Source organism: Actinopolymorpha pittospori, from assembly GCF_014873875.1.
In the GTDB taxonomy this organism is placed as follows: domain Bacteria; phylum Actinomycetota; class Actinomycetes; order Propionibacteriales; family Actinopolymorphaceae; genus Actinopolymorpha; species Actinopolymorpha pittospori.
This window is the reverse complement of the sequence record NZ_JADBEM010000001.1, coordinates 7,794,456-7,809,747: the sequence shown is the minus strand read 5'-3', so window position 1 is coordinate 7,809,747 and position 15,292 is coordinate 7,794,456. Positions and strand designations below refer to the sequence as shown.

The 15,292-nt window shown below is 70.2% G+C and carries 13 protein-coding genes and 1 riboswitch; of the genes, 11 read left to right on the top strand and 2 right to left on the bottom strand.

The features are described 5' to 3' along the window. The first annotated feature begins 178 nt into the window (after positions 1–178). The 11 genes from clsA (at position 179) to gcvP (ending at position 12,251) form a co-directional block, all read left to right on the top strand. Positions 179–790: a cardiolipin synthase ClsA gene (gene clsA, locus HEB94_RS36370; protein ID WP_192754038.1), complete on the top strand. Its 612-nt coding sequence runs from the start codon at positions 179–181 to the stop codon at positions 788–790. A gap of 34 nt (positions 791–824) precedes the next feature. Continuing rightward, on the top strand, positions 825–3,326 hold the full coding sequence (locus HEB94_RS36365) for a sugar phosphate nucleotidyltransferase (RefSeq protein ID WP_192754037.1): 2,502 nt from the start codon (positions 825–827) through the stop codon (positions 3,324–3,326). Between the two features lie 125 nt (positions 3,327–3,451). Beyond that, positions 3,452–4,381 carry a DUF881 domain-containing protein gene (locus tag HEB94_RS36360; RefSeq protein ID WP_192754036.1) on the top strand — a complete coding sequence of 310 codons (930 nt, stop codon included), beginning with the start codon at positions 3,452–3,454 and terminating at the stop codon, positions 4,379–4,381. Beyond that, positions 4,378–4,710, top strand: a complete 333-nt coding sequence (locus HEB94_RS36355; RefSeq protein ID WP_192754035.1) for a DUF1290 domain-containing protein — start codon at positions 4,378–4,380, stop codon at positions 4,708–4,710. Before HEB94_RS36360 ends, HEB94_RS36355 begins: the two co-directional genes overlap by 4 nt. Beyond that, a complete protein-coding gene (locus HEB94_RS36350) occupies positions 4,707–5,600 on the top strand; it encodes a DUF881 domain-containing protein (RefSeq protein ID WP_192754034.1) in 894 nt (297 codons plus the stop codon). Before HEB94_RS36355 ends, HEB94_RS36350 begins: the two co-directional genes overlap by 4 nt. Before the next feature lie 26 nt (positions 5,601–5,626). Beyond that, positions 5,627–6,016 carry a glycine cleavage system protein GcvH gene (gene gcvH, locus HEB94_RS36345; RefSeq protein WP_192754033.1) on the top strand — a complete coding sequence of 130 codons (390 nt, stop codon included), beginning with the start codon at positions 5,627–5,629 and terminating at the stop codon, positions 6,014–6,016. Positions 6,017–6,236: 220 nt separating this feature from the next. Next, positions 6,237–6,800, top strand: coding sequence for an FHA domain-containing protein (locus HEB94_RS36340; protein ID WP_192754032.1), 564 nt, complete (start codon positions 6,237–6,239; stop codon positions 6,798–6,800). Between the two features lie 52 nt (positions 6,801–6,852). After that, on the top strand, positions 6,853–7,590 hold the full coding sequence (gene ftsR / locus HEB94_RS36335) for a transcriptional regulator FtsR (protein WP_192754031.1): 738 nt from the start codon (positions 6,853–6,855) through the stop codon (positions 7,588–7,590). Positions 7,591–7,667: 77 nt separating this feature from the next. Beyond that, positions 7,668–8,138, top strand: coding sequence for a bifunctional nuclease domain-containing protein (locus tag HEB94_RS36330; RefSeq protein WP_192754030.1), 471 nt, complete (start codon positions 7,668–7,670; stop codon positions 8,136–8,138). Positions 8,139–8,382: 244 nt separating this feature from the next. Further along, a complete protein-coding gene (locus tag HEB94_RS36325) occupies positions 8,383–9,021 on the top strand; it encodes a MerR family transcriptional regulator (RefSeq protein WP_192754029.1) in 639 nt (212 codons plus the stop codon). A gap of 122 nt (positions 9,022–9,143) precedes the next feature. Beyond that, positions 9,144–9,260: riboswitch (glycine riboswitch) on the top strand. An 81-nt stretch (positions 9,261–9,341) separates the two neighbouring features. Continuing rightward, positions 9,342–12,251, top strand: a complete 2,910-nt coding sequence (gene gcvP, locus HEB94_RS36320) for an aminomethyl-transferring glycine dehydrogenase (RefSeq protein WP_192754028.1) — start codon at positions 9,342–9,344, stop codon at positions 12,249–12,251. 226 nt (positions 12,252–12,477) lie between these two features. Here the strand turns inward: gcvP and HEB94_RS36315 are convergent, their stop codons facing one another. Both HEB94_RS36315 and HEB94_RS36310 read right to left on the bottom strand, forming a co-directional pair. Continuing rightward, positions 12,478–13,371 carry an NAD(P)-dependent oxidoreductase gene (locus tag HEB94_RS36315; protein ID WP_192754027.1) on the bottom strand — a complete coding sequence of 298 codons (894 nt, stop codon included), beginning with the start codon at positions 13,369–13,371 and terminating at the stop codon, positions 12,478–12,480. Next, positions 13,368–15,242: a S9 family peptidase gene (locus tag HEB94_RS36310; RefSeq protein WP_202896748.1), complete on the bottom strand. Its 1,875-nt coding sequence runs from the start codon at positions 15,240–15,242 to the stop codon at positions 13,368–13,370. The genes HEB94_RS36315 and HEB94_RS36310 overlap by 4 nt, the downstream gene beginning before the upstream one ends. Positions 15,243–15,292: the final 50 nt, after the last annotated feature.

Here is a 15,292-nt window from a genome sequence, read left to right as displayed (position 1 = left end):
CGACGTGGGGGGCAGGGGCTGATCGATGTGACCGTACGGACTGACGTCCGCACGGACGGCCGGACGCTATGGCCGGCCGCGCGGCGAACGGCTCTGCGAGCTGCCCGGGTAATACTGTTTCAGCAGGACCTTTTGTGGGGCCCCGGAGGGGGATCTTTTGGTGGCGGAGCCGGTCGATATGCGTGAGGACACCCGGGTACTCACCCTGCCCAACGTCCTGAGCTTCGCCAGACTCGCGGGCGTCCCGTTGTTCCTCTGGCTCGTGCTCGGGCCCCGGGCCGACGGTTGGGCCATCATCGTGCTCGCCGTCTCCGGATTCACCGACTGGCTCGACGGCCAGCTCGCCCGTCGGCTGCACCAGACGAGCACCCTCGGCAAGCTTCTCGACCCGTTCGCGGACCGTCTCTACATCCTCGCGGTCCTGTTCGGGCTCGCCGCCCGCGACGTGATCCCGATCCCGCTCGCCGTCGCGCTGCCCGCGCGTGACGTCCTGCTCGCGATCCTGCTCCTCTTCCTCCGCTCGCGTGGCCACGGACCGCTGCCCGTGCACTTCCTGGGCAAGGCGGCGACGTTCTGCCTGCTCTACGCCTTCCCGCTGCTGTTCCTCGGCGAGGGCTCCGGCACGTGGGCCTCGGTCGCCCAGATCGTCGGGTGGGCCTTCGCGGTGTGGGGCACCGGACTTTACTGGTGGGCGGGAGTTCTCTACGCCTACCAGGCTCGTCAGCTCCTCCGGGGCACGAGGACGGCACCACCGGCACGAGAAGAAGGTTCGGCTCCACACCTGAGGTGATCCCTCGCGGTGCGGGCTGGCGGAGAGGAGCCACGTGAGAGCCGTCGTGATGGCCGGCGGCGAAGGCACCCGCCTTCGTCCGATGACCACGAGCATGCCGAAGCCGCTGTTGCCGGTCGTCAACCGCCCGATCATGGAGCACGTCCTTCGCCTGCTGCGCCGGCACGAGCTGAACGAGACGGTCGTCACCGTCCACTTCCTCGGCTCGATGGTGCGGTCCTACTTCGGCGACGGTGAGGACCTCGGCATGGACCTCACCTACGCCACCGAGGAGAAGCCGCTCGGTACGGCGGGAAGCGTCAAGAACGCCGCAGCCGCGCTGTCCGACGACACGTTCGTCGTGATCTCCGGTGACGCCCTCACCGACATCGACCTGACCGCGCTGGTCGAACACCACCGGAGCACCGGTGCGCTCGCCACGGTCTGCTTGACCCGGGTCCCCGACCCGTTGGAGTTCGGCATCACCATCCTCGGGGAGGACGGCCGCGTCGAGCGTTTCCTGGAGAAGCCGACCTGGGGCCAGGTCTTCTCCGACACCATCAACACCGGCATCTACGTGATGGAGCCGGAGATCCTCGACCACGTGGGCGAGGCGGAGAACGTCGACTGGTCCAGTGACGTGTTTCCCCGGTTGCTTGCGAAGGGTGCCCCGCTCTACGGCTACGTCGCGGAGGGCTACTGGGAGGACGTCGGCACCCACCGCAGCTACCTCAAGGCCAACTACGACGCGCTCGACGGTCAGCTGCAGATCGACATCGACGGCTTCGAGGTGTCCAACGGGGTCTGGGTCGGTGAGGGCGCCGACGTCGACCCGGACGCCATCCTGAAGGGGCCGACCTACGTCGGGGCCTACGCCAAGCTCGAAGGCGGTGCGGAGGTCCGCGACCACACGGTCGTCGGCGACAACGTCGTGGTCCGCAGTGGCGCGTTCCTGCACCGCGCGGTCGTTCACGACAACGCCTACATCGGCGGGCACACCAACCTGCGTGGCTGCGTCGTCGGCAAGAACACCGACGTCATGCGCGGCGCACGGATCGAGGACGGCGCGGTGGTCGGCGACGACTGCGTGATCGAGGAGGAGGCCGTCCTCCACCCCGAGATCAAGGTCTATCCGAGCAAGACCATCGAGGCGGGCGCGGTCGTCAACCAGAGCGTCATCTGGGAGTCGCAGGGCCGGCAGGCGCTCTTCGGGGCGCGCGGCCTGAGTGGCATCGTCAACGTCGAGATCACCCCCGAACTCGTCGTCCGGCTGGCCAGCGCCTTCGCCACTACCCTGCGCAAGGGCTCCACCGTGCTCACCGCTCGGGACACGTCGCGCTCCGCCCGTGCGCTCAAGCGGGCGGCCATCGCGGCGTTCACCTCCAGCGCCCTCAACGTCTGCGACCTCGAGGTCGCGCCCAATCCGGTCGCCAGGCTGGAGACGGCCCGCAGCAGCGTCGGCGGCGGGCTGCTCATCCGGACCACACCCAACCGCCCGGACTCGGTCGACCTGATCTTCCTCGACGAACGTGGCGCCGACCTCTCCCTGGTCGCCCAGCGCAAGGTGGAGCGGGTGCTCGGCCGGCAGGAGTTCCGGCGGGCCTTCCCCGGCGAGATCGGCGACCTGAGCTTCCCGTCCCGGGTCGCCGAGAACTACGTCCACGACCTGCTGCAGAACGTCGACACGTCCAACGTCGCGGAGGCCCGGCTCAAGGTCGTCGTGGACGCCGGCCGCGGCACTGCCGGCCAACTGCTGCCGAACCTCCTCGGTCGCCTCGACATCGACGCGTTCCTGGTCAACGCCGGACTCGACGACCGGAGCCCGACCGAGACGACCGAGCAGCGGACGGCCGCCGTCGCCAACCTCGCCGAACTCGTGGCGTCGTCCCGCGCCGCGCTCGGCGTGCGCTTCGACCCCCTCGGTGAGCGCATCTCCCTGGTCGACGAGACCGGCAACGTCATCGCCGACGAACGCGCGCTGCTCGTCTTCGTCGACCTGGTGGCCGCGGAGGCACCCGGCGGTGGCCACGTCGCGGTCCCGGTGACCACGACCAGGGTCGCCGAGCAGGTGGCGGCCTACCACGGTGTGGGCATTCGCTGGACCACGACGGCACCGGACGCGCTGGCCACGGCGTCGGCCGCTGATGGCCTGCTCCTCGCCGGCGACGGCCGGGGCGGCTTCATCGTGCCGGAGTTCTCCAACGCCGTCGACGGCTTCGCCGCGTTCGTCCGACTGGTCGGCGTCGTCGCCCGCACCGGCCTGCGGTTGTCGGAGATCAACGCCCGGATCCCGCGTGCCCATGTCGTCCACCTGGCGGTGCCGACACCGTGGGCGAGCAAGGGCGCGGTCATGCGCGCGGCCGTGGAGGCCGCCGACGGTCGGTCGCTCGACACCACCGACGGCGTACGCGTCGTCGAGAACGACGGCTCCTGGGCGCTGGTGCTCCCGGACCCGACCGAGGCGGTGACCAGGGTCTGGGCCGAGGCCGCCAGCACCGAGCGGGCGACCGCGCTGGCCCACCGCTGGGCCGACCTGGTGACCCGCGCCGGGCGCTGATCCGGTCCGCGGGCGCCTCACCCGCCCGGAGCGGTGACCACGGCGTGTGGCCGGAAGGCGGACACGCCGTACCCCACTGATCACCGCGCGGGTTGAGACTCGGGCGAGCATGACACGATGTGCGCATGGCTCGAGGGGAGTCGGACACGACGACCGCGCGCAGCGAGCGTTCCGCCGCCAAACCGAAGCGCCCGCCGGTCCGGCAGGGCGTCTGGCCTGGTGCCTATCCGGAGTATCGCCGCGACGACTCCATGTCGTTGATGCGCGAACTGGTGACGCACGCGCTCGACGACGGCTACGCCGCGGCCGCCGCCCGGCGCGGCTCCAACCGAACCCGCAGCAGGCGAGGCATGGGCGCGACGGTGCTCGTACTCCTCGTCCTCGGGCTGCTTCTCACGATGGCCGCGCTCCAGACCCGGCACTCCGCTCCCGCGGTCGCCAAGGAGAAGGCCGAGCTCGTCGTCCGCATCCGCAACGAGGCCGAGCGCAACGACACCACCCGTGCCCAGGCCAACAGCCTGCAGGAGGAAGTGACCCGGCTGCAGAACGACCTGCTCGCGAGCACTGTGAGCGGTCAGGATCTGCGCGAGCGGCTCGACGCTCTCGACGTCCTGGCGGGCACCGGCCGGGTGGAGGGGCCCGGCCTGCGGCTCCTCATCGACGACGCGCCCACCGACGACGTGGCCGGCGCCCAGAGCGGGGACGGCCGGATCCTCGACATCGACCTCCAGCAGGTCGTCAACGGCCTGTGGGCAGCGGGTGCGGAGGCGATCACCGTCAACGGCCAGCGGCTCACCGCCCTCACCGCGATCCGCGGCGCCGACAAGTCGATCACCGTCGACTACCGTCCGTTGGCGCGACCCTACGTCGTGGAGGCGATCGGGAATCCCGACTCTCTCGAAGCGAGGTTTACCGAGAGTCCGGGTGGCGAGTGGCTCTTCAACCTCAAGGCAGTGCACCATATACGTCTTGAGACCAAGGCGGTCGACAAGTTGACCTTGCCGGCCGACTCAGGAAGCAATCTTCGTTACGCGCGGACGGAAGGCGCCCAGTGATCGCGACGATCGGCCTCCTCGTCGGCATCATCGCGGGGCTCCTCCTCCAGCCCTCGGTGCCGCTGGCACTGCAGCCCTATCTCCCGATCGCCGTCGTGGCGGCGCTCGACGCCGTCTTCGGTGGAGTCCGGGCGCTGGTCGACGGCATCTTCGACGACCGGGTCTTCGTGGTGTCGTTCATCGGCAACGTCCTGGTCGCCGCGGTGATGGTCTACCTCGGCGACCAGCTCGGGGTCGGCGCGCAGCTGTCGACCGGCGTGGTCGTGGTGCTCGGCATCCGGATCTTCTCCAACATGGCAGCGATTCGACGGCGCCTCTTCAAGGCGTGACGGACGTGACGATGGCCGAGAAGTCGGAGAAGCTCGAAGCGGCACGGCGCGAGCAGGCCGGGGCGCGCGAGGAGTCCACTGGCACCGGGTCCGGCGCGAAGTCGCCCGCGGCCGAGCCCAGGCCGAAGGCTGCCGGCGCGAAGCAGCGCAACATCGCGTGGCGTCGGCTGGGCGGCGCCTTCCGCCCCTATGTCTCCCGCGCCCAGATCGCCGGCGCCACCCTGCTCGCCGTCCTCGGCTTCGCCGCGACGATCCAGGTGCAGGCCCTCCGCACCACCGACGAGTTCTCGACCGCCGACCAGTCCCAGCTGGTGCAGATCCTGGACGGCCTGCAGCAACGGACCCGTCGCCTGGAGTCCGACATCAGTGAGCTGCAGCAGGCGAAGTCGGACCTGGTCTCCGGCGCCGACCGCAGCCGTACGGCGGTGGAGCAGGCTCAGGCCAGGGCGCAGACGCTCGGCATCCTCGCCGGCACCCTCCCCGCGACCGGTCCGGGCATCCGGCTCACGATCTCCGACAACCAGGCGGCGGTCGACGCGTCGCTGGTGCTCAACACGATCGAGGAGCTTCGCGACGCGGGCGCGGAGTCGATCGAGGTCAACGATCGCGTCCGGGTGGTGGCGGCGAGCTACTTCCTGAACGGCCAGGGCGGGATCATCATCGACAACAAGCTCATCCCACCGCCCTATACCATCGACGCGATCGGCGACACCCGGACGCTGGCGACCGCCATGCGCATCCCGGGCGGCGTGGTGGACGAGGTCAGTCAGAAGGGCGGTCTCGTCACCGTTCTCGAGCGACAGACCGTGCAGATCAATTCCTTGCACAACGTCACGTCCCCCCGCTACGCTCGCCCGGCTCCGGAGAAGACCTCTGGAGCGACCAAATGAGGCACCGAGGAAAGTAGGAGAAGCAGGTGTTCCCGGACGACCTCAGTTACACCGCTGAGCACGAGTGGATTCGCAACCCCGGCCAGACCGAGGGGAGCGTACGTATCGGCATCACCGACTACGCCCAGGACGCGCTCGGCGACATCGTCTACGTCAATCTCCCCGACGTCGGTGCGGAGCTCGACGCCAACGCGGCGTGCGGTGAGCTCGAGTCCACCAAGAGCGTGAGCGACCTCTACGCGCCGATCAAGGGCACCGTGGTGGCGCGCAACGAAGCGCTGGACGAGCGTCCCGAACTGGTCAACAGCGACCCCTACGGCGAGGGCTGGATGATCGAGGTCCGTCCCGCCGACCCCGCCGACCTCGGCGCTCTCCTCGACGCGGCCGGCTACCAGGCCCAGCTCGACCAGTCCTGAGGGCCCACGACCCCCCGGCCGGGGCGTCCTGGCCGTTCGCCCCCTGAACCGAGGGTGAGCTCGGTCCGCCGGACCGTCTGGCCGGTGGACCGCTCGCGGGTCAACTCTGGCCCGGTTATCGTCCGACCTGCCCACCTCGACCCCACATCAAGGGTTAGGGTGTGTGCGGTGGAAGTGTCCAACAAGATTTACGTCGAATTCCGCCACGGGAGGGTCGCCGATGCCTTTCTGCACACAGTGCGGGCATGAAAACGCCGAAGGCAGCAGGTTCTGTTCGCAGTGTGGCAAGGCGCTGGGGAGCGAGCGGTCGGTCGAACAGACCGCCACGATCTCACTCGCTGGACTGGAGCCGGAGGAGCGCGCCGAAGCCGAGCTGCGGCCTCATGAGCAGGCGGCCGTCGATGCGCTGCCCTACGACAGCGCGCTGCTCATCGTCCAGCGCGGCCCGAGCGCGGGGAGCAGGTTCCTGCTCGACTCCGACGTCGTGACGGTGGGACGGCATCCCGAAAGCGACATCTTCCTCGACGACGTGACCGTTTCTCGCCGGCATGCGGAGTTCTACCGTCAGCCACAAGGTTTCGCCGTCCGTGACGTGGGCAGCCTGAACGGCACCTACGTCAACCGGGACCGTATCGACGAGGTGATGCTGGTCGGCGGTGACGAGGTGCAGATCGGCAAGTTCCGCCTCGTGTACTTCGCCAGCCAGCGCGGCTTCGGACGCCAGGACCTGGGCGAGCGCAGTGCCGCTGGCGTGGACGGAGGGCCCGAGGAGGAGACAGGGTGAACGCCGGTGTTCGCCGGGCAGGTAGGGCGCTCGACCAGCGAGGGCGCCCCCTGTGAACGGTGCGGCCTCCGCGCGATCTGGCAGTTTCTCCATCGGCGAAGTGCTGGCCAGGCTGCGCCCTGAGTTTCCCGACGTCACCATCTCCAAGATCAGGTTCCTCGAGGCCGAGGGACTGATCGAGCCCCAGCGCGCCCCCTCCGGTTACCGGAAGTTCGGGCACGAGGACGTCGAACGCCTGCGTTTCGTCCTGACCGCTCAGCGTGACCACTACCTGCCGCTGCGGGTCATCAAGGATCACCTCGACGCCATCGACCAGGGCCTGCCGCCACCCGCGTTGCCCGGCGGTGGCCACGCGTCGACGCCGCCTCCTCAAATCGTGGGCGAGGACGGGCAACTCGCCCCCTCGGCGTTCCAGCAGAGTGGCTCAGACCTGCGACTCAACCGCGCCGAGCTCATCGAGGCCGGCGACATCAAGGCCGAGTTGCTGGAGCAGCTCGAGTCCTACGGCCTGATAACTCCGCGACACGGCCGGGACCACTTCGACGAGGACGCGCTGGAGATCGCCAGGATCGCGGGGGAGCTCGCGGGGTTTGGCCTCGAACCCCGCCACCTGCGTGCCTTCCGTACGGCCGCCGACCGCGAGGTCGGTCTGATCGAGCAGGTGGTCGCTCCACTGATCCGGCAACGCGGACTCGACTCCCGTGCGCGGGCGGAGGAACGGACCCGGGAGCTGGCCGCACTCTCCGTACGCCTGCACGCGCTACTGGTGAAGTCAGGGCTGCATCGCTAGGGCCTGCCGGGTCCCGTCGCGTCCAGGTATGGAGCGTCACCTGACCGGCCGGGCGCGGACCGGGGTACTGTGGACGAGTGCGCGAGCTCGACGTCGTTGGTGTCCGGGTAGAGATGCCTTCGAACCAGCCGATAGTCCTGCTCCGGGAGGTCGACGGAGAACGCTTCCTGCCCATCTGGGTAGGCCCCGCGGAAGCCAGTGCGATCGCCCATGCCCAGCAGGGCATCGTCCCAGCCAGGCCCCTCACTCATGACCTCTTCCGCGATGTTCTCATCGCGATTGGTCAGGAGTTGAGCGAGGTTCGTATCACCGATCTGCGCGACGGGGTGTTCTACGGCATCCTCGCGTTCGCCAGTGGCGTGGAGGTGAGTGCGCGTCCCTCGGACTCGATCGCGCTCGCCCTGCGGCTCGGCGTTCGCATCGTGTGCGCGGACGAGGTCCTCGAGGAGGCAGGCATCGCGATTCCGGACGAGCAGGAGGCGGAGGTCCAGAAGTTCAGGGAGTTCCTGGACCAGGTCACGCCGGAGGATTTCGACACACCAGGCTGAAAACCCGGTCACCTGGGAAGCTCTCTACCTCAGGTTGAGGTTTCGGTGCGACACGCCGTGCGGCGCGTTGACCCCCACCCTGCCCGGGCCTACCGTGACGACCAAACCTCGTTGATGTAACTCCATCTTCCGCAGGTTCCAGCACGCGGTTTCGTCCGCGTGGCCATAGACGTCGACCAGACGGGGAATGGGCGGGGTCAAGAGGGCGTCGTAGTCCTGCGACGTCGTAGACGTGGAGGCGGCCGTGACGAGCACGGGTGACCAGCCGGGGGGCGGCGCTGCTGGTAGCGCTGCCGCGAGTGAAGGTCGCGAACGCGCGGAGGCTCGGCGTTCCGCGGGCGAGCAGGGCTTGTTGTTCGGGCCGGCTGACGGTGTTCCGGAGCCGCCACGCGACGATCTCGGCTACCGGGGCCCCACGGCATGTGCCGCGGCGGGCATCACCTACCGGCAGCTCGACTACTGGGCTCGCACCGGCTTGGTCGAGCCGACGATCCGCCCGGCGTCCGGTTCGGGCACCCAGCGGCTCTACTCCTTCCGGGACATCCTGCTCCTCAAGGTCATCAAGCGGCTCCTCGACGCCGGCGTCTCCCTCCAGCAGATCCGGACCGCGGTCAACCACCTGCGCGAACGCGGCACCAGCGACCTCACCGAGGTCACCTTGATGAGCGACGGTGCGAGCGTCTACGAATGCACCTCGCCCGACGAGGTGATTGATCTGCTCCAGGGTGGGCAGGGCGTCTTCGGAATCGCGCTCGGCCGGGTGTCGCGCGAGGTCGAGGGCACTCTCGCCGAACTCCCCGGTGAGCGGATCGACGGCATGACGACCGGCGACCACCCCGGCGACGAGCTCGCGCTGCGCCGCCAGGCCCGGATGACCGGTTGACGGCACCCGTCTGACGGCGAGTCCGGACGAACCGGCATCCGCCCTCCGAACGGACATCCCGGGCACCTCGGCGCCGCGTCACGCCTTCCGTGGCGCGGCGCTGGTACCGTGTGGGGAGCTGACAAACCCGCGTGGGAGAGTCCTGCCGGCAGCTGGCACCGCTCCAGGTGCTGGCCGGTGGGCGCCGAAGGGGCAAGTTCTCCCCGGAACCTCTCAGGCCAACGGACCGCGCGGGCGAGGCGACTCTGAAGCGTCGAGAACGACGTGACAGAGGGGGACCGACCGACAGGCGACACCGCCTCGACCGGGGAGCCCCCACCATGAACGCCAGGACCTCCGCAGCCGCCGGTACCTCTCAGGCTTCGCGCCTGAGTACTCTCGCCAGTTCGGCAGGCGTCTTCGCCGACCGCCACATCGGGCCATCCGCCGAGGACCGCGCCAAGATGCTCGCCGCCTGCGGCTTCGGATCACTCGAGGAACTCGTCACCGCCGCCGTCCCGGGCGCGATCCGCACCGACACGGCACTGCGGTTGCCCGCGCCGGCGACCGAGGCCCAGGCCCAGGCCGAACTCCGGAAGCTCGCGGCGAAGAACCGCCCGATGGTGTCGATGATCGGGCTCGGTTACTCCGACACCCTCACCCCACCCGTCATCCGCAGGAACGTCCTCGAGGACCCCGCCTGGTACACCGCCTACACGCCGTACCAGCCGGAGATCAGCCAGGGTCGCCTCGAGGCGCTGGTGAACTTCCAGACCGTGGTGGGCGACCTGACCGGGCTGCCGGTTTCGGGAGCCTCCCTCCTCGACGAGGCGACCGCGGCCGCCGAGGCGATGACCCTCGTACGCCGCACCAACCGACGTGCCACCAGCGCCCGGTTCCTGGTCGACGCCGACTGCCTTCCGCAGACGATCGCCGTCGTGTCGACCCGGGCCGAGGCGCTCGGCATCGAGGTGGACGTGGTCGACCTGACCTCCGGGCTTCCGGACGGTGAGTTCTTCGGGGTGCTGCTGCAGTACCCAGGCGTCACCGGTGCACTTCGTGACCACGGACAGCTCATCGAGGCCGTCCACGACCGTGGTGCGCAGGCGGTCGTCGCGGCCGACCTGCTGGCACTGACACTGGTGCGTCCGCCGGGAGAGATCGGCGCCGACGTCGTGGTCGGCAGCGCGCAGCGTCTCGGCGTGCCGCTGATGTACGGCGGACCGCACGCCGGCTACATGGCGGTCCGCAAGGGTCTGGAGCGCTCGCTGCCGGGCCGTCTGGTGGGCGTCTCGGTCGACGCCGCCGGACGACCCGCCTACCGGCTGGCGTTGCAGACCCGGGAGCAGCACATCCGGCGCGAGAAGGCGACCAGCAACATCTGCACGGCCCAGGTGCTCCTCGCCGTCATCGCCGGAATGTATGCCGTCCACCACGGTGCCGACGGCCTGCGGGCCATCGCGGCCCGCACCCACCGCAGTGGCGTCGTCCTCGCCGAGGGGCTGCGGCGCGGTGGCGTCGAGATCGTGCACGAGCACTTCTTCGACACGGTGCTGGCCCACGTGCCCGGCCGGTCCCGGGAGGTCGTCGCGGCCGCCCGCGAGCGGGGAGTCAACCTCCGGTTGGCCGACGCCAACCACGTGAGCATCGCCTGCGACGAGGTGACCACCCCCGAGCACCTGGCCCTGGTGTGGGAGGCGTTCGGGGTCGGCCCCTACGACCAGGCCGCGCTGGACGAGGAGACCCCCGACGCCATTCCGGCCGGACTGGTCCGCACGTCGGCGTTCCTCACGCACCCGGTGTTCGAGCAGCACCGTTCCGAGACGGCCATGCTCCGCTACCTGCGCGGCCTCGCCGACGACGACTTCGCGCTCGACCGCGGCATGATCCCGCTCGGCTCCTGCACGATGAAGCTCAATCCGACCGCGGCGATGGAGCCGATCAGCTGGCCGGAGTTCGCCGGCATCCACCCGTTCGCACCGGTCGAGGACGCGCAGGGATACCTCGAGCTGATCCACCAGCTGGAGACCTGGCTGGCCGAGGTCACCGGCTACGCCGCCGTCTCCCTCCAGCCCAACGCCGGTTCGCAGGGAGAGCTGGCCGGGCTGCTCGCGATCCGCGCCTACCACCGGGCGCTCGGCGACGCCGAACGCGACGTCTGCCTGATCCCGTCCTCCGCGCACGGCACCAACGCCGCGTCCGCGGTCATGGCCGGCATGCGGGTCGTGGTGGTGGGCGCGGCCGAGGACGGCACCGTCGACCTGGCCGACCTGCGGGAGAAGATCGCCGCGCACCGCGAGCGACTCGCCGCCATCATGGTGACCTACCCGTCCACCCACGGTGTGTACGAAGAGGACATCGCCGAGCTCTGCTCCCTGGTGCACGAGGCCGGCGGGCAGGTCTACGTCGACGGCGCGAACCTCAACGCCCTGCTCGGCCTCGCCCGGATCGGTGAGTTCGGTGGCGACGTCTCCCACCTCAACCTGCACAAGACGTTCTGCATCCCGCACGGTGGCGGCGGACCTGGCGTGGGGCCGATCGCGGTGCGCGAACACCTCGCGCCCTACCTCCCCAACCACCCGCTCCTTCCGGAGGCGGGCCCGGCGACCGGTGTGGGGCCGGTGTCGGCGGCGCCGTTCGGTTCGGCCGGCATCCTGCCGATCTCGTGGGCGTACGTCCGGATGATGGGTGAGCCCGGACTCCGGCTCGCCACCGAGTCCGCCGTCCTCGCCGCCAACTACGTCGCGACCCGGCTGGCGCCGCACTACCAGGTGCTCTACAGCGGCCGGAACTCCCTGGTCGCCCACGAGTGCATCGTCGACCTCCGCCCCATCGCGAAGGAGGCCGGCATCAGCGTCGACGACGTCGCCAAGCGGCTCATTGACTACGGCTTCCACGCGCCGACGATGAGCTTCCCGGTGGCCGGGACCTTCATGGTCGAGCCGACCGAGTCGGAGAACATGGAGGAGCTCGACCGGTTCTGCGACGCCATGATCGCGATCAGGGGCGAGATCGGCCGGGTCGCGGGAGGCGAGTGGCCGGCCGATGACAACCCGCTGGTCAACGCGCCGCACACCATCGAGATGCTGGCCGGTGCGTGGGAGCACCCGTACTCCCGCGAGGACGCGGCGTACCCGATGGCGACCCTGCGGCGGCGGAAGTACTGGTCGCCGGTCCGCCGAATCGACCAGGCCTACGGCGACCGCAACCTCGTCTGCGTCTGCCCGCCGCCGGACGCGTTCGCCGAGTGAGCACACGAGAGCGGTGAAGGAGCCCAAGCTCCTTCACCGCTCTTTCGCATGCGCCGCCGCGCTCGACTCACGGTGCGTGCGCAGCCCCCGGCGTGGATGCGGGCCCCCCGACTCGCGGTGGATCCGTGCCGCGCCGGCAAGGCGGAGGAGGAAGCGCGTAGTGGTGTCCTACGTGGCACGACGACAACGCCGCCGGCGTGGATGCGGGCCGCCGCGAGTCAGCGAGTCAGTCCTGTCGGGCCTGGATGCCGGCGAGGTGTTCGATCGCCTTGACCAGTGCGTGGTTGCCCTCGCCGCCGAGGCCCTCGCGCTGCAGGGTGCGGTAGAGGTGGGAGATCGTCGCCGTGGTGATGGCGGGCACGCCGAGCTCGTCCGCGGCCTCGAGTACCAGTCGGAGGTCCTTCTGCTGCAGGTCGATCGTGAAGCCGGGACGCCAGTCGTCCGCGATCACCTGCGGCCCGCGGTTGGCGAGCATCCACGAACCCGCGGCGCCACCCTTGACCGCGGCGATCGTCTTGTCCAGGTCGAGGCCGCCCGCCTTGGCGAACACCAGCGCCTCCGCGACGCCGAGCATGGACACCACGACCAGGATCTGGTTGACGAGCTTGCAGGTCTGTCCGGCGCCGACCGGGCCGACATGGGTGATGGTGGCGCCCATCGCGTCCAGGAAGGGGCGGGCGCGCTCGACCGTCGCGGCCTCGCCACCGACCATGATCGACAAGGTGCCCTTGGCGGCGCCCTCGCTGCCGCCGGACACCGGTGCGTCGAGGAACGCCACGTCGCTGCCGGCCAGACGCTCCGCCCACTCCCGGGTCGCCTGCGGGCTCACGGTGCTGGCGTCGACGACGAGGGAGCCGGCCCGAAGGCCTTCGGCGAGCCCGTCAGGTCCGAACAGCACCTGCTCCACGTCGGGTGTGTCGCTCACACAGGTGAAGACCACGTCGCAGCGCTCGGCGAGCTCACGGGGAGACGCCGCGGCCTGCGCTCCCTTGGCCACCAGCGGTTCGGCCCGGGCAGCGGTCCGGTTGTGGACCACGACGTCGAACCCGGCGCGCAGCAGGTTGGCGGCCATGCCAGCGCCCATGATGCCGAGCCCGACGAAACCGACCCGCTCGCTCATTCCGTGTCCTCCTTGATGTTCGTTACGGTGCCAGTGACGCCGTCGCCCTTCGCGAGATGGTGGGCCAGGAAGGCCAGTGCGGCGGGGTAGGCGTCCAGCTGGTTGGCCTTCTTGGCCAGGCCGTGGCCCTCGTCGGCGTAGACCCGCAGCTCACAGGGCACGCCCCGGTCGGTCAGCGCGGCGACGATCTGTTCGGCCTCCGACAAGGGGACCCGCGGGTCGTTGGCGCCGTGGATGACGAACAGCGGTGCCCGCATCGCCTCGACCCGGGTGAGCGGGCTGGCCTCGTGCAGGAACTCGCGGTCGGCGGCGAGGGAGCCGTACTCGCGTTCGCGGTGGGAGCGGCGGTAGTCGGAGGTGTTCTCCAGGAACGTCACGAGCGAGGCGATCCCCACGATGTCGACGCCGGCCGCCCAGCGTGCGGGCTGGAAGGCGAGACCGGCGAGGACCATGTAGCCGCCGTAGGAACCGCCGTACAACGCGGCCCGGTCGGGATCGAGTCCGAGCGAGGGCAGCCAGTCGTGCAGGGCCGCGAGGTCGGCCACCGAGTCCAGGCGCAGGCGTACGTCGTCGAGGGAGTACCACCGGCGGCCGTATCCGGTGGACCCACGGACGTTGGGGACCAGCACCGTGTGGCCCTGGGCCACCAGGCCGGCGACGATCGGGTTCCACTGCCGTAGCGACTGGCTCTCCGGCCCGCCGTGGACGACCAGGACGACCGAGCCGTCGCCACCGTCTGCCGGGCGGAAGACGAAGGTCGGGATCTGCTCGCCGTCCGGCGTGGGGACCCGGTGGGACTCGGGCTGGACCAGGCCGGGCGGAAACGCCGGCGCGCCGGGCGTACGCAGGGCGGACAGGGAGCCGCTCGCGAGGTCGTAGCGGACGGCGTACAGCGGCTCGACCGGGGAGCTGAAGGTGAGGGCGAGGGCGCGTCCGCTCGCCGACCAGACCGGGTCGGGGTGGCGGTTCAGCGCCGCGCAGCCGCCGGGCGGTACGTCGATCGGGCGCGGGTCGCCGGCACCGTCCAGCGGGTGGACGGCGACGCCGACCGCGCCGTCGTCGTTGGTCGCGACGAGGAGGTGCTCGCCGCTGGGCGACACCCAGCCGACCAGGTCGTGTTCGTCGTCGGCGACCAGCGAGGTCCAGGCGCGGCTGTCGAGGTCGAAGCGGACGACGGCGGTGAACTCACGCCCGGCGTTGCTCGACACCACGAAGCCCGAGGAGTCGGGCAGCCAGGACGGCGTGGACTGGTGGGTGTGCTCCGCCCAGGCGGTCAGCTCCTCCACCTGCCCGTCGAGGGTGGAGACCAGCAGCAACTGCATCGAGTTGGCCGGCGCGTTGGGTCGGGTGAGCACCACCCAGTGCCCGTCGGGGGAGGCCTCGACCTCGCCGACGTAACCGCCACCGTCGTACAGCACGGTCTCCACACCGGTGCCGAGCTCACGGCTCACCAGGTCGAAGTCGACGCCGTTGCGTCGGTTGGTGAGGTACAGCACGCGGTCCTGGCGGACGCCGGCGAGGCGGTGGACGAAAGCCGGATCGTGGACCAAGGGGGACAACGGCGGCAGTACGTCGGGGCCGGCGTCCTCCGACATGTCGATCAGGGAGAGCTGGCCGCGCTCGTTGCCGCCGGCGTCGTGCTGGACGATCACCGCCCGGCGGCCCGGCAGGTAACGACCGGCGGCGACACCGTCCAGGTCGGTCAGCCGGCGCCACGTCCCGTCCGGTCCCACTTCGTGCAGCTGGGACGAGCCGGTGACGTCGTTGCTGACCAGGGTTCGGCCTTCGTCGTCGACGTCGCGCGCGGCGACCGCCGGGACCCGCAGGAGGGAGACCAGAAACTCGTTCATGGACGTGGCGGGAGTGGGCATGGGACAGACCGTAACAGCGTCGTGATCGCCTCGGCGCACGGTGGCCAGAC